A 23,487-nucleotide genomic window follows, 5' to 3' on the forward strand; every position below is an offset into this window, starting at 1 on the left:
GGTAAAAGAATAATTGCATTAATTACTTATATTTAAATTAATTAAACAAAAGGTATTATAACGAATATAATACCATTTTTGAAAACTATTTCGGTGTTTTTTACGAATTGTCATTTTCTTGTAATGTAAAAAATAATTCGCAAATTAATCATGGTTAAATAATGCAAAAAGATTGCGACCGATGTCACAATCTTAGTTGAAGTTAAAGCGATTAATGATGAAAATGGCGCGCAATTCGTTGTAAAAAAGGGTGCTGCACCGCCACTTGAGTGCATTTACGTTCAAACTTTAAAACGTATTTCCGATAAAAATTCCGGGTCCGAATCCAATGATGAACTTTCGGCGCGCCTTTTGATAAACAGAAAAAGGCGATGATCAAAAATGGAATTTGCGGAATGACTGGTAGGATAATTCCAATAACTCCTAAAATAAAGAAGAAAATGGCTCCAATTAACCAGCAGGTTTTCTTTGCGTATGTTGTCATTTCGTGCTCCTTTTCATTTTTATGCGATAGATCAAATATCCGCTTCCGCCGATTAGAATTACAACGGCAAGAAGAACAAAACTATATTTTTCAATTAAAACGGAGAAACGTTCCCAGGATGCTCCGGCCAAGCGACCGACGACGATCAGAACGGCGTTCCAGATCAACGAACCGCCGGCAGTAAAAATTAAAAAGCGTTTAATTGGAAATTCAGCCATTCCAGCAGGAACAGAGATTAAGCTGCGAACAACGGGAAGAAACCTTCCCCAAAAAGCAGTGGAACTTCCGTGCCGTTCGAAGAACCGCTGGGCTTTTTCAAGGTGCTCCATTTTAAAGTGAAGAATTTTCCCCCATTTACCCGTGATCAAACGTTCAAGTTTTTCAAACGAGATCAGCTTGCCTAAAAGGTAAAGGGCGATTGCACCTACTAACGCTCCGATTGTTGATGCAATGATCAGTCCGCCCACATTCAGATGAGCTGAAAGGGATAAAAATCCACTGAAAGTTAAAATAATTTCAGATGGAATCGGCGGAAAAATATTTTCAACGGCAATTAAAATTGCGACAGCTAGATAGCCATAATTGCTAATAAAATCAATAATTGTTGTGTTCATAAAAATCCTTTCGCGATTTAAGTAATGACAGTTTACCTGAATTGACGGTAAAAAGCGAGGGGAATGATTGGACTTAATAAAAAAGTAAAAAATCGGCTGCGTCCCATTTGGCGCAGCCGATTTTTACATAATCAGATTTTCAATTAATCAAACATTCGCTTTGCAGCCTTCATCAAAGTTACCGGATCATGGTCATACCGTGGAGTCTTAACAAGTTTCGAGTCCGGAACACCGGCAAAGTGGAAGGCGGCAATTTCACCAGACCGAACGGCACTTTCTTCGGTGAAAATCATTTGATATGGTTGTTCAACAAACTCACCGGTAAATGCCAGGTTCGTTGAAAAGTCTGGAATTACCTTTGGCCGGTCAGCCTTTGCCCGGTTGTTGAAGAGGGCGGAAGCGTATGGCATGTATACTGGGATACAATTGATAACACTTCCGAGAATTTGATCCTTCTTCTTCATGATGTTTGTTGGACCAGGATCGACTTTTGAAAGTTGACCAAGTAATTCTTCAAGCATTTCCTTCCCGGTCATCTTGATGTATTGCTTGTGAACGAATTCACCTTCGCGCCGTGGGTACAAGAAGTAACCCCAAATAACCGTTTCATTTGGCTTTTGCGTCGTGAAGTGCGGTTGGTGGTGCACAACGATCGACATGTTAACGTCTTTTTGACCTAATGGCGTAATTGGTTCAGTTGAAATAAATGAATTCAACGCATTTCCAGGAACCTGGTTCGTGATCCGGTTAATTTCGTTGATCAACGTGTGGTCTTTAGTTGTTAATGTAAAACTTACCCATTCGGATGCATCCCGGTCAGCAAAGAATTTATCTGGATTCCCAAGGTTATAGAAGTGTTCAGTTGCTTGTTTCCAAAGCGATGAAGCGGCACCGTAATCTGGGTTTTCAGGGGCAGGTGTATTATAGTCGCCCAACGTTGCGGAATCAGTAATTGAACCGTTGGTAAAGAAGACGGCCGTTTCATCATCAATGGCAACGTGTTCTTCAAGGCCGCTGTCAGTATTTAACATCTTCAATCCGGTAACCGTAATTTCATCTTGCATTTTGGTGTCCTTAAATTCAAAGGCCGTTACCCGCCGGTTCATTACGAATTTGCATCCTGCACCTTCAAGGTATTTGATCAATGGAAGCATGATACTTTCAAACTGGTTGTACCGTGTCCGGTTGACCCCTACGAGGTGTTCGATTTGGGTAAATTCGTAAATCATTTGGTGCATATAACGCCGTAATTCTTGAGCAGATGATTGGGTCCGGAATGCAAAGGTTGTTTCCCACATGTACCAGAAGTTGGTTTGGAAAATGTGAGGATCATCCTTGAAGTATTCTGCAATTGAAACGTTATCGAGTTTCGTTTCTTCATCATCGCGCATCAAGATCAATTTGGTCAGTAATAACCGGTCAGTATTGTTCAATCCTAATTTGTGACCATCAACGATGCCTTTGCCGCCTTGAAGAAGCCGAGCAACATCGTATGTCCGGTGCTTAGCATCAAAGTCACGGGTATCTTCAGCGGCAGTCATTCCGGGTTCCGTAACTGATGGAATCCGGTCAAGCAGATCCATCAAATCGACGTATGTCCGGTAGTTTAACATCCGACCGCCCCGTGCAATAAATCCTTTCGTGTTTTCCATTGGATGGTTTTTATTCCAATATTCAGTTGCGGCTTCTGATGCGGTTGAACCGTCATTTGAACCGTGTTTATCGAGTGCGTAGAACGTAATGTCTTCTGGGTTCCAGTGGCCTTCTTGAATTAAGTAGACTGCTGCAGCCATATTGGCAATTCCAGCACCGATCATTACAGCTTTGCTTTTGATCATATTAATCCCTCCCAAAAATGTTGTTAACGATTACATTTATATTATACTATGTTAGATCAATTTTGGTTGATTTTAAGCCTTAAGAATCTTTAAAATTGGCGAACGTTATCGTTTACAAACCGTTGACTTATATTGTAAAATTTAAGATAAAAAAGCTAGGACAAAGAAGGGTAGTTAAGCATGCCAGCGAAAGTTGAAATTAGTAATGCTGAATGGGAGATTATGCGACTATTATGGACGTTAAAAAGTGCAACTAGCCGCCAATTGACCGAATTGCTTTCTGCAAAATTTCAGTGGAAGCCAGCAACCGTTAAAACTTTGCTGCGCCGGCTTGCAGATAAAAAGATTGTCCGGATTGAAAAGAATGGACGAGCATTCACGTATTATCCGAATGTCCCTGAGCAGGAGACAATCGAACATCAATTGATGGATTCTGTGGGGAAGATCTGTCAGATGCACGTGGGTAGGACCCTTGATGAAGTGATTAAGGAGGTTCCGCTGACACAAGATGACATTTTGCGTTTGCAGGAAACACTAAAAATGAAGTTAAGGAATGCACCAACTAAATTGGAGTGTAATTGTTTATCATGTTCCCAGTGGAAGGAATAAGTGAAAGGAAGCGAGTAGTTAGTTAACGGCAAGGTTGATGATGTCAAGGGTTAGGGTTGGCTGTCATGAATTTTGCAGTTAGGTTTATTGAGTTAAGCAAAACGTTTCATAGACTTAAGTAACTTTGATCAATCTCGGCAGGGAGTCGCTGTTTACAAAGGACGAGGCCTCGAAGTATAATGGTTACTTAAGAGAGAATAAGAATAGGTGGGAAGTGTTAAATTATGTTATCAATGCAAAAGACAATGATCGATCTGTTGCAAAAGGTTCAACTTCATAATCACTTAAACCAATACAAAGAGTTTGAAAAGTTGGGCGCAATTGATATGTACTACCTTGAAGCCATCAATCAAGCCAATAACACGACGATTGGCGCAGTTTCAAGGATGTTGAATCAGTCAACTCCCAATACAAACTACCACATTAAGAAATTAATGCGGCTTGGCTTGATCGAAAAGAAGGTTGACCAACAAGATCGGCGAGTATATCACCTTACAGTTACAAAGAAGTATGTCGAAATGATGGATAACAATACTGAATTTTGGCAACGGCTGCAAGATGGCCTTGAAAAGAAGGTTTCACCTTCAGATTTGGCGATTTTTAAACGGGTGCTTGAACGCGCACTTGATGTGATCGACGAAAATAATGAAAATTAAGATAACGGCAATGGAGCTGTCTTAGTGACAGTTCTATTGCCGTTTTGTTTTATTTAATTTTGAGGAGGAATTGAAATGGAAAATCAGGTTGAAACGATCGTAATTGGCGCCGGCTGTGCCGGTTTGACTGCCGCATTGCAAGCTCATGAAATTGGCAAAAAGGTAATGATTTTGGAGAAAATGCCACGAATTGGCGGTAATTCAATGCGGGCATCATCGGGAATGAACGCAACGGAAACTGATTTGCAACTTAAAAATGGAATCATTGATAGTTCAGAAAAGTTTTATAATGAAACGTTCCAGGCTGGCGGCAAAATGAATGATCCCCAGTTATTGCAATATTTTACAACGCATACCAACGGAGCAATCGAATGGCTTAAACAATATGATGTTGATCTGGGCGATTTGACGACTTTAGGCGGAATGAGTTTAGCGCGGACTCACCGGCCAACGGATACTTCACCAATTGGGGCTTATCTTGTAAAGAAACTCGCCACGGCGGTTGAAAATGCTGGAATTGAAATTCGGACGGATTGTAAGGTTACGGATTTACAACGAACCGCAACGGGATTTCAATTAACGGTTATTCAAAATGAGACTCAAATTCATCTTGAATGCCGCAAAGTAATTCTCGCCACCGGGGGATTCGGGGCTTCCAAAGAATTGATCAAGCGGTATGCGCCGCAATACGCGGACTTTAAAACAACGAATCAGGAAGGCGCTACGGGAGACGGCTTAAGGCTGGTCCAAAGTCTTGGTGCGCAGTTGATTCAGCTTAATTTGGTTCAAATTCATCCAACCGTTCAACAAGATAATCCGCACACATATCTGATTGGAGAAACGGTGCGCGGTGAAGGCGCAATTTTAGTAAATAATGCCGGTAAGCGATTTGTTAACGAACTTGATACGCGGAAAAAGGTTTCAAATGCCATTATTGCCCAACCGACCGGCCATGCGTACTTGATTCTGGATCAGAAAGTTTTCCAACGAGTTAAAGCCCTTGGATTCTATCAAAGTGTTGGATTGGTTGAACAGGCCGATACGCTTGCTGAATTGGCTAGTCAAATCAACCTTGATCAGCAACATCTTAGTGAAACGGTTACTGAATGGAATGCCGCGGTTAAAAAACAAAATGACGCCCAATTTGGACGTCATACAGGAATGCGCACGCTTGATACGGCACCATTTTATGCAATTCATGTTGCTCCGGCAGTTCACTATACAATGGGCGGCATTCACATTGATAAGGAAACCCATGTTTTAGATGAAAATGGTAATATTATTCCAGGATTATTTGCTGCCGGGGAAGTTGCTGGCGGGTTACACGGAAATAATCGGGTCGGCGGAAATTCGATTGCCGAAACAATTGTCTTTGGTCGCCAAGCAGGAATTCAATCAAGCAAGGATTAAATTGATTTTCGTAAAATATCAAGTACTTTTTGCTGTTTATCAGTTAAGTAGTGGCGTGCATGATAAGCAATCGACATGTTAAAGGTTGGAAAATCTTCCGCTTCAATATCGATTGCGTGCAAATGATCGTCCGGATTAATGGAGATGGCTGTTTGAAGACTGATGCCGATATTTTCGGCAACAAGAGCTTTTAAAATGTTAACGTTATCTGTTTGACAAACAATATTCAATCGAAAATGGCCGAGCCGGGCCATTTTTTTTAATGCGCGGTGTTGAACGAAACTTTCGTTTTGCGAAATAAAACGTTGACCACGAAGTTCTTCAATACTGACAGATTGCCGATTAGCCCATGGATGATCATAGCCAACGATGATCTTATACGGCGAACGGGCAAAAGTTTCAGTAATTAAGTTGGGTTCCTTTAACGGATAGTTTGATCCGAGCAACGCAATATCAAGGTCACCATTTAAAAGCATTTTACGGCAGAAACTCGATCCGCGACTGATGATTGTAAGATCATCAAGCAGACCGTTGCGGAGCAGCTCAGGCGTAACTGGCGGAAAGTAATATGTTCCGATAATTGGCGGAAGGCCGAAAACGATTTTTTGTTCATCGGCGTCCCGGATTTCTTTGGAAGCCACTTTAAGTTCTTGCATAATTTGCTTACTGTGTTCATAAAACTGTTTTCCGGAATCAGTTACGATCAATTCTTTATGCGATTTATTGCGAATAAAGAATTTGGTGTTAAATTCCTCTTCCAAGCGTTTGATCGCCATCGTAATTGTTGGTTGGCTGACATTAAAATTTTGGGCAACAATTGAAAAATTTTTGGTTGTCATCAATTCGTTAAAATATTCAATGTCTTTGATGTTCACGTTAATCACCTGATGTATCAATGATTTATTTCTTCATATAAATATAGTTTATAATAGCACATAAATTTGACTATAAATATTAAGAAAAACTAAAATGCAGGTGTAAATATTAAAGGAAAAGAAGAGGCGTTAAGATATGAAACGTGGAATTGACGTTTTAAGAGATCCTTTCTTAAATAAAGGAACTGCATTTACAAACGAAGAACGGAAAGAATATGGTTTGGTCGGAATGTTGCCAATCGGTGTTCAATCAATTGAAGATCAAGCAAAGCAAACATATGAACACTACCAATCAAAGCCAAACAACTTTGAAAAGCGGAAGTTCTTAATGGAAATCTTCAACACAAACCGGACATTGTTCTACTACTTAATGAGCAAGCACTTAGTTGAATTTATGCCAATCGTTTACGATCCGGTAATCGCAGACTCAATTGAAAATTACAGTCACGTCTTTGTTCAACCACAAGATGCTGCATTTATTTCAATCGATGCTCAAGATGACATTGAAGATACATTGAAGAATGCTGCAGAAGGTCGCGACATCAAGTTGATCGTTGTTTCAGATGCTGAAGCGATCCTTGGAATCGGTGACTGGGGTACTCAAGGAGCAGATATTTCAATCGGTAAGTTAATGGTTTACACAGCTGCTTCAGGAATTGACCCCCGCAATGTATTGCCAGTTTCATTAGATGCCGGTACAGATAATGAAGAATTATTAAACGACCCACTGTACTTAGGTAACCACCACAAGCGGATCTACGGCGACAAGTACTATGAAATGGTTGACAAGTTCGTTGAATCAGCTCGGAAGTTATTCCCAGACGTTTTGATCCACTTTGAAGACTTTGGCCGTTCAAACGCTGACGTTATCTTACAAAAGTATCAAAATGAAATTCCGGTATTTAACGATGATATTCAAGGAACCGGAATTATCTGCTTAGCAGGTATTCTTGGTGCTTTGAACATTTCAAAGGAAAAGCTTGAAGATCAAACATTCTTGACATTTGGTGCCGGAACTGCCGGATGCGGAATTGCCCAAATGATGTGCGACGAATTAGTTCGCAACGGAATGAGCGAAGAAGAAGCAAAGAAGCACTTCTACTTGGTTGACAAGCAAGGATTATTATTCGAAGACACAGAAGGCTTGACTCAAGCTCAAAAGCCGTTTGTTCGTCAACGCAGTGAATTTGATAATGCTGACGAATTAACAAACCTTGAAGCCATTGTAAAGGCTGTTCACCCAACCGTTATGATCGGAACTTCAAAACAACCGGGTGCCTTCACTGAATCAATCGTTAAGGAAATGGCTGCCCACACAGAACGGCCAATCATCTTCCCAATTTCAAACCCAACGAAGTTATTGGAAGCTAAGGCTGAAGACTTGATCAAGTGGACAGACGGTCGGGCATTGGTTGCAACCGGAATTCCTTCAGATCCTGTTGAATACAACGGTGTCACATACACGATCGGTCAAGCAAACAACGCTTTGGTATACCCAGGGGTTGGCTTCGGTTCAATCGCTGCCAAGGCAAAGGTTGTAAACGAAAAGATGCTTGCCGCTGCTGCTCACGCATTAGGCGGAATTGTCGATGCAAGCCAACCAGGTGCTCCAGTATTGCCACCAGTTGCTAAGTTGACCGAATTTACCCAAACAGTTGCTGAAACAGTTGCTCAAAGTGCAATTGATCAAGGAATTGCTGGCGTATCAGATGCTCACAAGGCAGTTGCTGATATGAAGTGGGAACCAAAATATTAATAAAAAGATAAGTAAGCGAATTTATAGAGGAGCGTAAGAGGGATGGCTGTATTTTTAACATCAGTATCAAGTATTGTCGTAATCGTTTTGATTATGGCACTTGGATTTTTACTTCGGAAATTTAGATGGTTTGGCGATGATTTCGCAAAGAGTATTTCAGGTTTAATTACGAAGATCGCTTTGCCAGCTTCAATTTTCGTATCTGTTCAAAAACACTTGACCCGGTCAAGTTTAGTAGGTTTAGGTAAGGGATTGATTTTCCCAGCCTTAGGTGTAATTATTGGATACTTAATTGCATGGTTAGTTGTTAAGGTCTTAAAGGTTCGTCCAGGCCGGCGCGGAATTATGATGAACGCGATCGTCAACGCCAACACGATCTTTATCGGAATGCCATTAAACATGGCTTTATTCGGAACAAAGTCAATGGCTGACTTCTTGATCTACTACGTAATCAATACGGTTTCAACATGGGCCTTTGGGGTCTTCTTGATCTACAATGATGATCCAACGGCTGATAAAGACAGCAAGAAGAAGCACAAGATCAGTTTGCAAAAGCTTTTACCAATGCCACTTGTTGGATTCGTTGTTGCAATCATTTGGTTACTTCTTGGTTTACCAAGCAGCAAACCAGACTTCCTGTTCCAAACACTTGGTTATGTAGGTAACTTGGTAACGCCGTTATCATTGATCTACATCGGGGTTGTTTTATGCGATGCCGGTTTGAAGAACTTCAAGTTTGACCGTGATTCGATCATTGCCTTACTTGGCCGGTTCGTATTATCACCACTTGTATTGATTCTTTTGATCAAGTTCGGGGCACCGATCCTTCACTTTGATTTACCACGCTTGATGCAACAAACATTGATCGTTCAATCAGCAACTCCAATGTTAGCCGTATTGCCGGTATTGGCTGGCGAAGCCCACGGCGATGTTGAATATGCAACCAACGTCGTTGTTATGAGTACGGTATTGTTCATTGTTGTTGTTCCAGTATTGATGGGAATCTTACAATTTATCTAGTTTATTACTTTATTACGGGTTTAAGATGAGAAAGAGTTTGAAAAGGCTGTGCAATTGCACGGCTTTTTCTTTTAAGTTATAATCAGCGGTAATAATTATCAGGGAGTGATCGCGTGCTTGATCCGCGTCAAAAATTACGGCGAAATACATTATTAGCGCTTTTTGGAACGATCGTGATCGTCCAAAATTTGGTTCCAATTTTGGGAAACATTCCAATTGGACCGTTAAGTATTACGCTGATCCATATTACGGTAATTGTTGCAGCAATTGTTTTAGGCCCCGTTCAAGGAATGATCGTTGGCGGAATTTGGGGAATGATCACCTTTATTCGGGCGTTTATTTGGCCGACAAGTCCGCTGGCAGTTATTTGCTTTACGAATCCGCTGATTTCGGTTCTTCCGCGAATCTTAGTCGGGGCGGTTGCCGGTTATGGTTTTTTATGGATGAAAAAACACGTCTCAGAGCAGAAGTCAATGGTGATTGCGACCATGGCAGGAAGTATGACCAATACCTTGCTGGTTCTTGGCCAGATTTATCTTTTTTATCACAATCAGGCACCGCGATTGTATGCGGTCGATGTTCGTCAACTGCTTCCGTATTTGCTGGGGGTCGTGGGAACGAACGGAATTCCGGAAATGCTATTAGCAGCGGTAACAGTTCCGTTAATTGCCACCGCGTTATTAAAGGTTTTGAAGAAGCATGCTTGAGGGTTGAAAAATGAAAAGAAAATTAAACCTTTTTTTAAGACAACGGCATTTAAAAATCACCGACGTCGTTTTGATCGTTATTCTTGGATTGATGATGTCGATTCAGGTGATTCGGTGGAGCGGACGCGAAATTCGGCAAAGTCAGGCAGCAATTCCGCAAAGCGAACAGGTCAAACTAAACTTTATTCAAAAAGTTGCGCCGATTGCGGAAAGCGAACAACAACAAAGTCATGTGCTTGCAAGCATTACGATTGCACAAGCCGCATTAGAATCGGATTGGGGTCAGAGTGAACTTTCTCAAAAGTATAATAATCTTTTTGGAGTCAAGGGAATCGGAACGAACAGCGCGATGATGACGACCAAAGAGTATGTAAACGGTCAATGGATCACGGTTAAAGCCAGCTTTGCGGTTTATCCGTCGTGGGCGGCTTCGATTGCGGCGCATACTAAGTTGCTGGTTGATGGGCTTGAAGGCGATCAAAATCACTATGAGCAAGTCGTGAATGCAACGAATTACGAAACTGCCGCGGAAGCCTTGCAAGCCAACGGGTATGCGACTGACCCCAACTATGCCCAAAAGCTGATCGCAATTATTCAAAAATATAAGTTATATCAGTACGATAATGGTTAAAATCTAAAGGAAATTTATAATATTCAAAGTTGCAATTATGGTATCATTAAAAATGATATGATTAGTTATTGATAAACTAATAATTGGAAATCGAAATTATATAGGTTTGAATGGAAAGTAGTGAGGAAAATGACAAAAACGCTTTTTCCTGGAAGTACATTGGGAATCATTGGCGATAGTCCAAATGGAATTATGTTAGCGCGGGCTGCCAAAAAAATGGGATATAAGGTTGTGGCGTACAGCCGATATGAAGAAAGTCCGACTTTGGCTGAAGCCGATGTTCGGATCGTTGGCAAGATGAATGACAAATTAAAACTTCAAAGCTTTGCTCAACGGTGCGACGTTGTGACGTATGAATCGGAACACGTCAATTCAGAAGTAATTAAATATATTGCCCAATATACATCAGTTCCGCAGGGGACCGATGCATTGGAATACATGCAAGACCGGCTGCTTGAACGGGCATTTTTTGAACAATTGAACGTTAATATTGCCCCGTATGCAACGATCGTTAACCTTGATGATGTTTACCAAGCCGTAACATCAATTGGTTATCCGTGTGTCTTAAAGCCAATTCAAAAGGGACTTGGAAAGGCTCATCAACAAATTATTCGCAAACAATCGGATATTGCCAAGTGTGCGGATATTATCGACATGGGAACGTACATCCTTGAATCATGGATTCCATACACCAAGGAATTATCAGTAGTTTTGACAAAGGATGCGAAGAGAACGATCAATTTCTTCCCGGTAATTGAAAATATTTACCATGATCATGTTCTTCATGAATCACTGGTTCCAGCAATGATCAGTAATGACGTTGAAGCAGAAGTTCGCCGATTGGCTGATAAGATTGCGAAGAGTTTAAACTATGTCGGGACGATGGAAATTGCCTTCTTCCTGACCGAAAGTGGTGCAATTTACGTCAAACGGGTCGTTCCGGGATTGCATGCGAGCGGTTATGTGTTTGATAAAGCAACGAACGTTACGATGTTTGAACAGCATTTGCGGGCGTTAGCTCAAATGCCACTTGTGAAGACCGAATTGATGGAACCGACAGTGGCAATTACGATTGAAAGTCATGACCAGGATGATTTACGAACACAGTGGGTTCTTAAAGATAATTGGTATTACAACTTCTTCCGTTATCCCCTTTCAATGCGGGTCCATGATACGGAAGGATATTTGTTAGCATTAGGACCAACGATTGAAACTGTGCGCGAACAGGTCGAATCAACCGGAATTTGGGATAATAAAATTTAGGATTTTAAGTAAATTAAAGAGGCTGAACATCTAAAGTAATTTGGCGAAACCGATTGCTTTAGACGCCAGTCTCTTTGTCTTTTTTACCTTAAAAAGTAAGCCTGATTTTGATATAATAAAACCTGATTGTAGCTTGCATAGGAGGAAAGGAATTGGCTGTGATGGATTTATTAGCAAAGATGAACGATAAACAAGCAGAAGCCGTTCAAACAACGGAAGGCCCGTTGCTGGTAATGGCCGGTGCAGGAAGCGGCAAGACCCGGGTGCTGACTCATCGGGTAGCTTATCTGATTGAAGAAAAGGGAATTAACCCGTGGAACATCCTTGCAATTACCTTTACCAATAAAGCGGCCCGTGAAATGCGGGAACGGATCGATAAATTAATTGGTGAAGGTGCGGAAGAAATTTGGGTATCAACGTTCCATGCCCTTTGTGTTCGGATTTTACGGCGCGATGGTGAAAAAATCGGTTATAATCGCGGCTTCACGATTGCCAGCTCAAGTGAGCAACGAACGCTGATGAAACATATTATGGCAGATTTAAACATTGACCCGAAAAAATATAATCCGCGGGCAATTTTAAGTGCCATTTCAAATGCCAAAAACGATTTATTAACTCCAGAACAGTACCAAGAACAAGCAAGCGGAATGTTCGAAGACCTTGTGGCAAAGGCGTATGTTGAATATCAGGACCGGTTGCAACAGGATCAAGCGATGGACTTTGACGATTTGATCATGAAGACGATCGATTTGTTTAAGGAAGCCCCAGCAGTTCTTGAATTTTATCAACGGAAATTCAAGTACATTCACGTTGATGAATACCAGGATACAAATGAAGCTCAGTATGAATTAGTTAATATGTTAGCTAAGGCTAACCGTAATCTATGTGTTGTTGGAGATGCCGATCAGAGCATTTATGGCTGGCGCGGTGCTAACATGGAAAACATTCTGAACTTTGAAAAGGATTATCCTGATGCGACGGTCATCAAGCTGGAACAAAATTACCGGTCAACGAAGACCATTTTGGAAGCGGCAAATAAGGTAATTGAAAATAACGTTAACCGGAAAGCCAAGACATTGTGGACGGAAAATGCTCAGGGCGAAAAGATTCATTATTACCGGGGCAATACCGATAGCGATGAAGCCTATTTTGTGGTTAAGGCAATTAAAGAGCAGATGCAGCAAAAAGGTCGGCAATATCGTGATTTTGCGATTTTATACCGGACAAACGCCCAATCACGGAAAATCGAAGAAACATTTGTAAAAGCTAATATCCCATATAAATTGGTTGGAGCACATAAATTCTATGAACGGAAGGAAATCCTTGATGTTTTAGCATATTTACGGCTTGCAACGAACCCGCAAGACTCACTGAGTTTTGAACGGGTCGTTAACTCGCCAAAACGGGGAATTGGGGCAACTAGCATGCAGAAGCTTCAAGCATTTGCTGATCTTCACGGAATTTCACTTGAAGAGGCTGCTGAAAATGTGGCATTAACCGAAATTAAGGGAAAAGCAGTGAATGAGTTGCAAGAGTTTGCCCAATTGATTCGCAAATTGCATGATCTTGAAGAAAAAGAAAACGTTACGGAATTAACGGAGGATATTCTTGAAATGACAGGTTACCGGGCAGAATTAGAAAAAACAAAGTCGCTTGAAAATCAAAGCCGGCTTGAAAACTTGGATGAATTCTTAACGGTTACGAAACAGTTTGATGCCCAATGGCAACCTGAAGATGAAGAAAGTGATCCGTTTGCAGATTTCCTTGCAGATTTAGCTTTAGTATCTGATCAAGATGACGTTGATGATTCAAATGAAGTGACGTTAATGACATTGCATGCAGCTAAAGGGCTCGAGTTCCCAGTTGTTTTCTTAATGGGAATGGAAGAAGGAATCTTCCCGCTTTCACGGGCCCAAATGGATGAAGATGAATTAGAAGAAGAACGGCGGCTTGCGTACGTTGGAATTACACGGGCTCAGCAAGAGCTATACATCACAAATGCTTTGTCACGGATGTTATACGGTAAACGGCAAATCAATGCCGCTTCACGCTTTATTACTGAAATCGGCGATAACTTATTGCATTCTGAAAATGAAGGAGCAAATTATATTAGCTCTGGAAATTCAGCAGTGCGGCGAACAAATGCGCCATTTGCTCGGAAGACACCGGTTTACCGGAAACCAGCAGGAACGGTCGATCGTCCTCAAGGAACCGGCGCAGATAAAAAGAGCTGGAAGGTTGGCGATAAGGTTCAACACAAGGCTTGGGGTGAAGGCACGGTTGTGAAGGTGACCGGCAGCGGTGAAGATATGGAACTTGATATTGCATTCAAGGATCAAGGAATTAAGCGTTTATTAGCGGCCTTTGCACCGATTACGAAGAAATAAAGAGGGTGAAGTTGGTGGCAAACGAAAAACTTCAGCAGCAATTTGATGAGTTGCGGTCACAATTAAATACGTGGTCCCGTGAATATTATTCACTTGATAAGCCAAGTGTTCCGGATGATGTTTACGATCAGAAATACCAGGAATTAGTGAAATTGGAAAAGGCTCATCCGGAAATGATCACCCCGGATTCGCCAACGCAGCGGGTCGGTGGCCAGGTCCTGACTGGATTTGAAAAGATTGGACATGAAATTCCAATGCTTTCGTTAGGCGATGTTTTTTCAAAGGAAGAACTCGCGGATTTTGTTGCTAACCTTGATCAAACGGTTCATCAGCAAATTGATTACAACTGTGAATTAAAAATTGATGGGCTGGCAATTTCACTCGTTTATCGGGCGGGCAAGTTTGTTCAAGGGTCGACCCGGGGCAATGGCCAAATTGGCGAAGACATTACCCAAAATTTAAAGACGATCAATGCGATTCCGCTTGAACTGTCTGAACCCGTTGATGTTGAAGTTCGCGGCGAATGTTACATGCCGAAAACATCATTTGTTGAACTTAATCAACGGCAGGAAGAACAGGGAAAGCAGATTTTCGCCAATGCGCGGAATGCGGCTGCCGGATCATTACGGCAGCTTGATAGTCGGATTACCGCTGAGCGGAAATTAAGCACGTTTATTTATTATTTGATGGAGCCGGAAAAATTTGGCGTCACAACGCAAAGTGAAGCCCTTGAAAAAATGCGTTCGTGGGGCTTTAAGGTGAACCCTGACTATCGGGTTGCGCATAATATGGATGAGATTCGGGCATACATTGATGAATATCAGCAAAAGCGGGCATCGTTGCCGTATGATATTGACGGCATTGTAATTAAAGCGAATCCGTTTAAGGTGCATGAAGAAGTGGGCAATACCGTGAAGGTTCCGCGGTGGGCAATCGCGTATAAATTCCCACCGGATGAGCAGGAAACCGTCGTTCATAAGATCGAGTGGACGGTTGGTCGAACGGGAGTTGTGACCCCAACGGCCGTGATGGATCCGGTTCAATTAGCCGGAACAACGGTCAGTCGGGCTTCCCTTCATAATCCGGATTACATTAAAGAAAAGGATATTCGCATCGGCGATACCGTGAAGTTGTTTAAGGCCGGGGATATTATTCCAGAAGTGGCAACCGTTGTTTTGAAAAAACGGCCGGCAGATTCGCAACCGTATTCGATTCCAACCGAATGTCCGGAATGTCATGCACCACTTGTTCATCTCGATGATGAAGTGGCGTTGCGGTGTATCAATCCGAAGTGTCCAGCGTTGGTGAAGGAAAGTTTGACCCACTTTGCTTCCCGAAACGCGATGGATATTCGAGGACTAGGAACCAAAATCATTGCCCAGTTGTATGAACGAAAAATGGTTCAGGATGTGGCTGATCTTTATCAGCTTAACTTTGAAGAGCTGTTGCAACTTGATAAGTTTAAGGATAGGTCAGCCAATAATTTACTAACGGCCATCGATAATAGCCGGCATAATTCGTTGGAGCGGTTGTTATTCGGTTTAGGGATTCGGCACGTTGGAGCAAAGGCGGCCCGCCTGATTGCCCAGCATTTTAAGACGATGGATGCGATTAAAAAGGCAACGATCGATGAAATCGCAGCAATCAAAACGGTGGGGCAGACCATTGCGGAAAGCGTGGTTACATATTTCCAAAACCCGCAAGTTAATGAGTTACTTGAAGAACTTGTTCAAGCGGGAGTCAACATGGATTTTCTGGGTCAATCTGAAGAAGAGCAGGCTGCGGCGGCCGCAGAAAGTCCGTTTAATGGACTTCGGGTCGTTTTGACGGGAACGCTAGACCATTTGAAACGGGCAGATGCGAAGAAATGGCTTGAAGCGCATGGAGCGAAAGTGACCGGCAGTGTTTCTGGGAAAACAGATCTACTGATTGCGGGGCACGATGCCGGAAGCAAACTTGCCAAAGCACAGCAATTAAATGTTAAAATTATCAATGAAGCAACCTTTATGGAACAAATGGAGGCAGAAGATTGAAACGAAAAGCAGGAGCCTTTGTCGGAATTTGCTTAGCTGCTTTACTCCTTGTAGGATGCGGCAAATCAAATAACAGCTCGTCTTCGGGCAGTAATGATACAACGACGACAAAGAAGACAGATAAATTTCAAATTACCGGTGATGCGGATAGCGACCAGTATCGCGGCGTAATTGAAAACGGTCGGTACCGGGTAAGCAAGTCGCGTGGAGTTGGCGTACAGCAGGATGCCAACAACATGCTGAACTTGAAAAACTTTGATATTGGAATGACAGACATTTCAAAGAAGTTCTTTTCAACCCAAAGTTATATTTTCCAAGAAGGGCAATACTTATCCACGTCAACGGTTGAAAAATGGTTAGGCCGGCAGTCGAAAGATAATCCGGATGGCTTGAACCCGGTTGATAATGGCAACGGTTCGAACCGGAATCCAATGTATGTTCAACAAATCGGCGAACAAGATTACATGAAGAACAACAATGGTAAGTTGACATTGGCCGGAATGACGATCGGAATCGGAATGAATCAAAAGGATTATTACCAAAAACAACAGTATGGACCAACCTTTACGCAATCAATTCCGCACGATAAGATGGTTGCGCAAGGAAAGGCAGACGCCCAAAAGGTTTTGGAACGGGTCCGGAAAATTGACGGGGTTCCAAATAACATTCCGATTGTAATTGCGATGTTTGAACAGGCCCCGAATGATAGTTTGGTCGGCGGATCGTTTTATGCATATGCAGTAAGCAACAGCGGAACGCAACTTGGCGACTGGAAGAACCTTGATATTAAGAACGTGGTCTTCCCGGCAACATCAACTAATTCAGTTCCAAACAGCAACGATGAACACAGTTTCGAAAACTTTAAGGATAAGATTCAAAACTTCTTCCCGAACCTTGCAGGGGTGACGGCCCAAGCTCAATATGACGGCAACACCCTTAAGGGAATGAACGTGAATATTACAACCCAGTTCTATAGTGAAACTGAAATTATCAGCTTTACACAATACGTTGCTCAGGCTGCCCAAAGTTACTTGCCAAACAAGATTCCAATCGATATTCAAATCTTAGGATCTGATGGTAAGACCCAAGCATTCCTTTCACGGAACGCAGGCGAAGGAAAATTTGAAAGCCACATTCTCACCGGGAACTAATTTAGATTTTTTCATATGCTAAAATAAAAGTAATGATTTAAGGTTAGAAAGAAGGAAAAATGATGGAAATCACAAAGGATGACGTTAAAAAAATTGCTTCCTTATCAAAGCTTGAATTTACTGATCAAGAACTTGAAAAGTTTACCAAGCAATTAGAAGACATCATGAACATGTCACACCAGTTAAGTAAGATCAATACAGATGGTGTTAAGCCAACAATCAATGTTACGGATGCAGTCAACATTATGCGTGAAGATGTTGCTGAAAAAGGTGTTGACCGGAGTGAATTAATGAAGAATGTCCCTGAACACGAGGACGGGTTTATCAAAGTTCCCGCAATTATTGATGAAGGGGAGGATAACGAATAATGGATTACTTGAAGAATGATTTAACAAGTTTGCACCAAATGTTAGTTAACAAGGAATTGAGTGCAAGCGAATTAATGCAAGCAACATTTGATGGGATTGCGAAGCGCGAACCGCAAATCGATGCATTTCTTGCAATGAACAAGGATGAAGCATTAAAGCAAGCGGCCGCAATTGATCAACGGGGAATCGACGCGGACAATGTTTTAGATGGAATCCCAGTTGGAATCAAGGATAACATGGTAACAAAGGGATTAACAACGACCGCAGCCAGCAAGATGCTGGAAAACTTTAACCCGATTTACACTGCAACGGCGGTTGAACGGCTTGAAAATGCCGGAATGGTCGTTGCCGGAAAGTTGAACCTTGATGAATTTGCGATGGGAAGTTCAACGGAAACTTCAGCTTTTAAGAAAACGAAAAATGCGTGGGATCAAACGAAGGTTCCTGGCGGTTCTTCAGGTGGTCCAGCAGCAGCCGTTGCTTCAGGTGAATTGATTGCTGCTTTAGGTTCTGATACGGGTGGTTCAATCCGGCAACCAGCTGCATTTAACGGCGTTGTCGGTTTTAAACCAACGTATGGTCGGGTATCACGGTACGGCTTAATTGCCTTTTCATCAAGCCTTGACCAAATCGGCCCAATGACCCGGAACGTTAAGGATAATGCGTTGATGTTAAATGCAATTGCTGGTCAAGATAAGCATGACTTTACAACTTCACCACGGGAAGTTCCAGACTTTACATCAAAAATTGGCAAAGATATCAAAGGCATGCACATCGGGGTTCCAAAAGAATTCATGGATGTTGATTTACAACCCGAAGTCCGGGAAGCAGTTCAAAATGCTATTAAGACGTTTGAAAGCTTAGGGGCAACGGTTGATGAAATCTCATTGCCGCACTCATTGAACGGAATTCAAGTTTACTACATTGTCGCAACGTCTGAAGCTTCATCAAACTTGCAACGGTATGACGGAATTCGTTATGGTTTCCGGGCAAAAGACGTGAAGAACCTTGAAGATGTTTATGTTCGTTCACGTTCAGAAGGCTTTGGTGATGAAGTTAAACGGCGGATCATGCTGGGAACATTCTCACTTTCATCAGGCTTGTATGATGAATTCTTTGGCAAAGCAACTAAGGTTCGGACATTGATCTGCAACGAATTTGACAATGTCTTTAAGGATTATGATTTGATCTTAGGACCAACAACGACAACGGCAGCATTTGGTTTTGGTGAAAAGACCGATGATCCGATTGCCATGTACATGAACGATTTATTGACAATTCCAATGAACCTAGCCGGCGTTCCTGCAATGTCAATTCCTGGCGGTTTCACGAAGGACGGATTACCAGTTGGAATCCACCTGGTTGCACCGCGGTTTGATGAAGAAATGCTGTACCAAGCAGGTTATGCATTTGAACAAGCAACTGATTTTCATAATCAAATCCCAACGATTGGAGGTCAAAATTAATGAACTTTGAAACAACGATTGGACTTGAAGTCCACATTGAAATGCAAACAAAGTCAAAGGCTTACTCGCCGGCACCGGTTGTTTATGGGGCTGAACCGAACACAAATACCAATGTAATTGACTGGGCATATCCAGGGGTTTTGCCAGAAGTTAACAAGGGTGTTTTGGAATACGGCATGCGGGCTGCAATGGCTTTGAACTGTGAAATTGAACAGGACTTGCATTTTGACCGGAAGAACTACTTCTATCCGGATAACCCGAAAGCATACCAGATTACCCAAAAGGATACTCCAATTGCCCATGACGGCTGGTTGGAAATCGAACTTGAAGACGGAACGAAGAAGAAAATCGGAATCGAAGAAATGCACGTCGAAGAAGATGCGGGGAAGAATACCCACAATCCAAACGGTTATTCATACGTTGATTTGAATCGTCAGGGAACCCCGTTGATCGAAATCGTTTCAAAGCCGGACCTTCATTCAGCAGATGAAGCTCACGCATACTTGTCACGGCTCCGTCAAATCATCAAGTTTACCGGAATTTCAGACGTAAAGATGGAACAAGGTTCAATGCGGGCCGACGTAAACGTTTCTGTGCGGCCAATCGGTTCTGATAAACCAGGCGTTCGGACCGAAATGAAGAACTTGAACTCACTTGATCATGTTCGGAAAGGGATTGAATACGAAGAAAAGCGGCAACGTGGCATTTTACTTAAGGGTGGCGAAATCGAACAGGAAACTCGCCGGTTCGATGAACCAACCGGAACGACCGTTTTAATGCGGTCAAAGGAAGAAGCCAACGATTATCGTTACTTCCCAGAACCAGATTTGCCGACATATCACATTTCAAACGAATGGATCGAAGAAGTTCGCGAATCAATTCCTGAAATGCCAGATAAGCGGCGGGAACGCTACATTAATGAATGGGGCATTCCAGCTTACGACGCTAAAGTTTTGACCCAAACAAAGGAAATGTCAGACTTTTATGAAGCAACGGTTGCCCATGGCGGTGATCCAAAATTGGCTTCAAACTGGTTGATGGGTGAAGTGAATGCTTACTTGAACGACAAGCAAATTGAACTTGGCGACACGGCATTGACGCCTGAACACTTAGCAACCATGATTCAATTGATCAAAGACGGAACGATTTCATCAAAGATCGCGAAGAAGGTCTTTAAGGAAATCATTACCAATGACACTGAACCAAAGGCATGGGTTGAAGAAAAAGGCATGGTTCAATTGTCAGATCCTGCAAAATTGCAACCAATCATTGATGAAGTGCTTGATAACAACCAACAATCAATTGAAGACTTTAAGAACGGTAAAGACCGGGCATTTGGCTTCTTAGTTGGAAACATTATGAAGCAAACACGGGGCAAGGCGAACCCGAAAGTCGTTAATAAATTATTAACGGAAAGCTTAAAGAGTAGATAAAATTTGCTGGCGAAAGAGGGATTAACAATGCAAAAACGTTGTCGTATTATTTATAATCCGACATCTGGACGCGAGGCGATCAAAAGCGACCTTGTTGAAATCTTGAATATTTTGGAACGTGCAGGTTATGAAACTAGCGCTTTTGCGACGACCCCCGAGGAAAATTCGGCCCGCAATGAAGCTGAACGGGCTGCGCGCGCTGGCTTCAATTTGATCGTGGCTGCCGGCGGTGATGGAACGATCAATGAGGTCGTAAACGGAATTGCCGGATTGAAACACCGGCCAAAGCTTGGAATCATTCCTGCGGGAACAACGAATGACTACGCGCGGGCATTAAAGATTCCGCGTGAAAGTCCGGTTGAAGCCGCTAAGGTAATCGCAAATGGTGAAACAATTAAAATCGACATTGGAATGGCTGGAGAAAAGTATTTTGTTAATATTGCCGGGGGCGGCTTATTAACAGAATTGACCTATGTTGTGCCGTCAGAGGTTAAATCACTGTTTGGCTACCTTGCATACTTTGTTAAGGGGGCTGAAATGCTTCCGCGCATGAAGCCGATCGACATGCATTTAGAATACGATGACGGGGTATACGATGGAAAAGCTTCAATGTTTTTCCTTGCGTTAACTAATTCAGTCGGCGGGTTTGAACAGCTTGTTCCAGACGCATCATTGGATGATGGAAAATTCACGTTAATTGTGGTTAAAACCAGCAATTTAATGGAAATTCTCCAGTTATTCACCAAGATTTTAAATGGTGGAAAGCACATTGATGATCCGCGGATTTTGTATGTTAAAACTTCAAAGGTTGTAGCTAAGCCAGTAAACGAAAAGATGATGATCAACATTGATGGTGAATACGGCGGCGATGCCCCAATGACGTTTAAAAATCTCAAACAACACATTGAGATTTTCGCAAACGTCAAGGACATTCCCGACGATGCAATTCGGCAGCAAGAAGAAGACGAACAAGCTGAGGACGCCCGGGAGCATTTGATTCAAGGCGTGGAAAACTTATCCCACGAAGAACTTGAAATGAATGATGCTGATCACCAATCAGAGGATAAGTAATTAATCAGGAGAGAAGCTGTGGATAAGTCTTCTCTCCTTTTCAGTAAATGAGGTAGGAAATGAAAACACCAGTATCAAAAAATGAGAAATTAACAGTCACTGTGGAAGATTTGACCTACGAAGGAATGGGCGTTGCGAAAGTCGACGGCTATCCGTTGTTTATTGCAGGGGCTCTTCCGGGTGAAAAAATTGAAGCGGTTGTGGTCAAAGCACGCAAAAATTTTGCTTTTGCGCGGGCACTTAAATGGTTTTCAAAGAGTCCGGACCGGGTGGAAGATGACGCTCAACAAGATGGCGTGACGCCGTTAGGACACTTAAAGTATGCCGCCCAGTTGAAATTTAAACAGAATCAGATTCAACAATTGTTGAAAAAGGCCCATCTTGATGAGCAAATCAAAGTCTTATCCACATTGGGGATGAAAAATTCAATTCATTACCGGAATAAAGCCCAGGTTCCAGTGCGCAAAATCGATGGCCAACTGGAAGTTGGTTTTTATCGCAAAGGAAGCCATCACTTTGTTCCGATGAAAGACTTTACGATTCAGAATCAGCGAATTGATGAGATTTTGCAGTCCACATTGGTGATTTTGAATAAGTATGATTTATCAGCCTATGACGAACAAACGCAAAGGGGATTGATTCGGCATTTAATGGTTCGGCGCGGTTATTACTCGCATGAAGCAATGGTGGTGATCGTAACAAACGGAAAAAGTTTTCCACATGGGGATAAGATTGCTAATGAAATCATCGAATCAATGCCTGATGTGAAAAGTGTGATTCAAAATGTGAATAAACGCAACACCAATGTGATTCTTGGAAACCAAGACATTGTTCTTGCTGGCGCTTCAACGATTACCGATACGTTGAATGGTTTGAAGTTTAAAATTTCGGCCCATTCATTTTATCAGGTTAACCCGCAACAGACAGAGGTTTTGTACAATGAAGCGATTAAGCAGGCGGGATTAACAGGAAATGAAACCGTGATTGACGCTTATTGCGGAATTGGGACAATTTCATTAAGTCTTGCTGAGCATGCCCGTAAGGTGTACGGGGTGGAAATCGTGCCGGAAGCAATTGCGGATGCCAAGACGAACGCTCAACTTAATCACATTGATAATGTAGATTTCGAGGTTGGGAATGCCGAAGAATGGATGGCTAAGTGGGAAAGCCAGGGTATCAAACCTGACGTGATCATGGTCGACCCGCCGCGGAAAGGGCTTACGACCAGTTTGATCCACAGTGCCGCCGTCATGAACCCGAAGAAAATCATCTATGTCAGTTGTAATCCGGCAACGCTAGTCCGTGATATTCAGCAATTCATGGATGAAGGTTACCATGTATCCCAGCCAATCCAGCCAGTGGACCAATTCCCGATGACGCAGCATATTGAGAGCGTTACTTTGCTTGAGCGCGACTAAAAGGAGCGAGAAAGCTTAGAAACGCTCCACGCGATAGTGTCCGAAGAGAAAGGAACGAAGTGACGAAACGATTCGAAGACACGAACCGCGAGAGAGCAAATACAGTAATGACAAGGAGCTAAGCGACGCAGACATTGCTAGTGATCCTCCGCACGATAGTCACCCAAGAAAGAGGAGCAGAGCGACGAGTGATTGGGAAGTGGCGAACCGCAAAAAGTAAATATTTTTAAAGTATAGTAATTAAAAATGTATTTTTTGTTTTAAGTGAATTAAGATGAAAAATACATTTTTATTTTT

At 42.4% G+C, this 23,487-nt stretch carries 20 protein-coding genes; 16 read left to right on the forward strand and 4 right to left on the reverse strand.

Features of this window, described 5'->3' with window-relative positions:
• Window positions 1-211 precede the first annotated feature (211 nt).
• From Q3C15_RS03455 to Q3C15_RS03465, 3 genes are all read right to left on the reverse strand, one after another.
• A complete protein-coding gene (locus Q3C15_RS03455) occupies window positions 212-484 on the reverse strand; it encodes a DUF454 family protein (RefSeq protein ID WP_283573395.1) in 273 nt (90 codons plus the stop codon).
• Window positions 481-1,098 carry a DedA family protein gene (locus tag Q3C15_RS03460; RefSeq protein WP_302704122.1) on the reverse strand — a complete coding sequence of 206 codons (618 nt, stop codon included), beginning with the start codon at window positions 1,096-1,098 and terminating at the stop codon, window positions 481-483. Before Q3C15_RS03460 ends, Q3C15_RS03455 begins: the two co-directional genes overlap by 4 nt.
• A gap of 143 nt (window positions 1,099-1,241) precedes the next feature.
• Window positions 1,242-2,936 (reverse strand): oleate hydratase, encoded by a 1,695-nt coding sequence (locus Q3C15_RS03465; protein WP_283601284.1) that lies wholly within the window; start codon window positions 2,934-2,936, stop codon window positions 1,242-1,244.
• 180 nt (window positions 2,937-3,116) lie between these two features.
• On the opposite strand from Q3C15_RS03465, the gene Q3C15_RS03470 reads away from it, so the two are divergent.
• The 3 genes from Q3C15_RS03470 (at window position 3,117) to Q3C15_RS03480 (ending at window position 5,611) form a co-directional block, all read left to right on the forward strand.
• Window positions 3,117-3,545: a CopY/TcrY family copper transport repressor gene (locus Q3C15_RS03470; protein ID WP_283573392.1), complete on the forward strand. Its 429-nt coding sequence runs from the start codon at window positions 3,117-3,119 to the stop codon at window positions 3,543-3,545.
• Window positions 3,546-3,769: 224 nt separating this feature from the next.
• On the forward strand, window positions 3,770-4,201 hold the full coding sequence (locus tag Q3C15_RS03475) for a MarR family winged helix-turn-helix transcriptional regulator (protein WP_064207968.1): 432 nt from the start codon (window positions 3,770-3,772) through the stop codon (window positions 4,199-4,201).
• A 75-nt stretch (window positions 4,202-4,276) separates the two neighbouring features.
• Window positions 4,277-5,611 (forward strand): flavocytochrome c, encoded by a 1,335-nt coding sequence (locus Q3C15_RS03480; protein WP_283573391.1) that lies wholly within the window; start codon window positions 4,277-4,279, stop codon window positions 5,609-5,611.
• Here Q3C15_RS03480 and Q3C15_RS03485 read toward each other — a convergent pair.
• On the reverse strand, window positions 5,608-6,486 hold the full coding sequence (locus tag Q3C15_RS03485) for a LysR family transcriptional regulator (protein WP_302704130.1): 879 nt from the start codon (window positions 6,484-6,486) through the stop codon (window positions 5,608-5,610). The two genes, Q3C15_RS03480 and Q3C15_RS03485, sit on opposite strands and share 4 nt — an antisense overlap.
• 136 nt (window positions 6,487-6,622) lie before the next feature.
• Between Q3C15_RS03485 and Q3C15_RS03490 the strand changes: the two genes are divergently transcribed.
• From Q3C15_RS03490 to rlmD, 13 genes are all read left to right on the forward strand, one after another.
• Window positions 6,623-8,242 carry a malolactic enzyme gene (locus Q3C15_RS03490; protein WP_204779403.1) on the forward strand — a complete coding sequence of 540 codons (1,620 nt, stop codon included), beginning with the start codon at window positions 6,623-6,625 and terminating at the stop codon, window positions 8,240-8,242.
• A 42-nt stretch (window positions 8,243-8,284) separates the two neighbouring features.
• Window positions 8,285-9,262 carry an AEC family transporter gene (locus Q3C15_RS03495; RefSeq protein WP_204779404.1) on the forward strand — a complete coding sequence of 326 codons (978 nt, stop codon included), beginning with the start codon at window positions 8,285-8,287 and terminating at the stop codon, window positions 9,260-9,262.
• Between the two features lie 113 nt (window positions 9,263-9,375).
• Entirely contained in the window at window positions 9,376-9,969 is a 594-nt protein-coding gene (locus tag Q3C15_RS03500; RefSeq protein WP_302704132.1) for an ECF transporter S component, read from the forward strand.
• A 10-nt stretch (window positions 9,970-9,979) separates the two neighbouring features.
• Window positions 9,980-10,600 (forward strand): glycoside hydrolase family 73 protein, encoded by a 621-nt coding sequence (locus Q3C15_RS03505; protein ID WP_283596862.1) that lies wholly within the window; start codon window positions 9,980-9,982, stop codon window positions 10,598-10,600.
• A 129-nt stretch (window positions 10,601-10,729) separates the two neighbouring features.
• On the forward strand, window positions 10,730-11,863 hold the full coding sequence (locus tag Q3C15_RS03510; RefSeq protein ID WP_302704135.1) for a 5-(carboxyamino)imidazole ribonucleotide synthase: 1,134 nt from the start codon (window positions 10,730-10,732) through the stop codon (window positions 11,861-11,863).
• A 161-nt stretch (window positions 11,864-12,024) separates the two neighbouring features.
• Complete coding sequence (gene pcrA / locus Q3C15_RS03515) at window positions 12,025-14,250, forward strand: DNA helicase PcrA (RefSeq protein ID WP_302704151.1); 2,226 nt, start codon at window positions 12,025-12,027, stop codon at window positions 14,248-14,250.
• A 14-nt stretch (window positions 14,251-14,264) separates the two neighbouring features.
• Window positions 14,265-16,283, forward strand: coding sequence for an NAD-dependent DNA ligase LigA (ligA, locus tag Q3C15_RS03520; RefSeq protein WP_283577297.1), 2,019 nt, complete (start codon window positions 14,265-14,267; stop codon window positions 16,281-16,283).
• On the forward strand, window positions 16,280-17,434 hold the full coding sequence (locus Q3C15_RS03525; RefSeq protein ID WP_064214780.1) for a CamS family sex pheromone protein: 1,155 nt from the start codon (window positions 16,280-16,282) through the stop codon (window positions 17,432-17,434). Before ligA ends, Q3C15_RS03525 begins: the two co-directional genes overlap by 4 nt.
• Window positions 17,435-17,496: 62 nt before the next feature.
• Entirely contained in the window at window positions 17,497-17,802 is a 306-nt protein-coding gene (gene gatC, locus Q3C15_RS03530) for an Asp-tRNA(Asn)/Glu-tRNA(Gln) amidotransferase subunit GatC (protein ID WP_057826689.1), read from the forward strand.
• Window positions 17,802-19,268: an Asp-tRNA(Asn)/Glu-tRNA(Gln) amidotransferase subunit GatA gene (gatA, locus tag Q3C15_RS03535; RefSeq protein ID WP_302704138.1), complete on the forward strand. Its 1,467-nt coding sequence runs from the start codon at window positions 17,802-17,804 to the stop codon at window positions 19,266-19,268. The genes gatC and gatA overlap by 1 nt, the downstream gene beginning before the upstream one ends.
• A complete protein-coding gene (gene gatB / locus Q3C15_RS03540; protein ID WP_283596865.1) occupies window positions 19,268-20,701 on the forward strand; it encodes an Asp-tRNA(Asn)/Glu-tRNA(Gln) amidotransferase subunit GatB in 1,434 nt (477 codons plus the stop codon). The genes gatA and gatB overlap by 1 nt, the downstream gene beginning before the upstream one ends.
• Before the next feature lie 27 nt (window positions 20,702-20,728).
• Window positions 20,729-21,772: a diacylglycerol kinase gene (locus tag Q3C15_RS03545; protein ID WP_302704140.1), complete on the forward strand. Its 1,044-nt coding sequence runs from the start codon at window positions 20,729-20,731 to the stop codon at window positions 21,770-21,772.
• A 59-nt stretch (window positions 21,773-21,831) separates the two neighbouring features.
• The gene (rlmD, locus tag Q3C15_RS03550; protein ID WP_302704142.1) at window positions 21,832-23,190 is read left to right on the forward strand and encodes a 23S rRNA (uracil(1939)-C(5))-methyltransferase RlmD; all 1,359 of its coding nucleotides are present in this window, start codon (window positions 21,832-21,834) and stop codon (window positions 23,188-23,190) included.
• Window positions 23,191-23,487 lie beyond the last annotated feature (297 nt).

It is taken from the genome of Ligilactobacillus sp. 110_WCHN (assembly GCF_030518115.1).
Classification (GTDB): Bacteria; Bacillota; Bacilli; order Lactobacillales; family Lactobacillaceae; genus Ligilactobacillus; species Ligilactobacillus aviarius_C.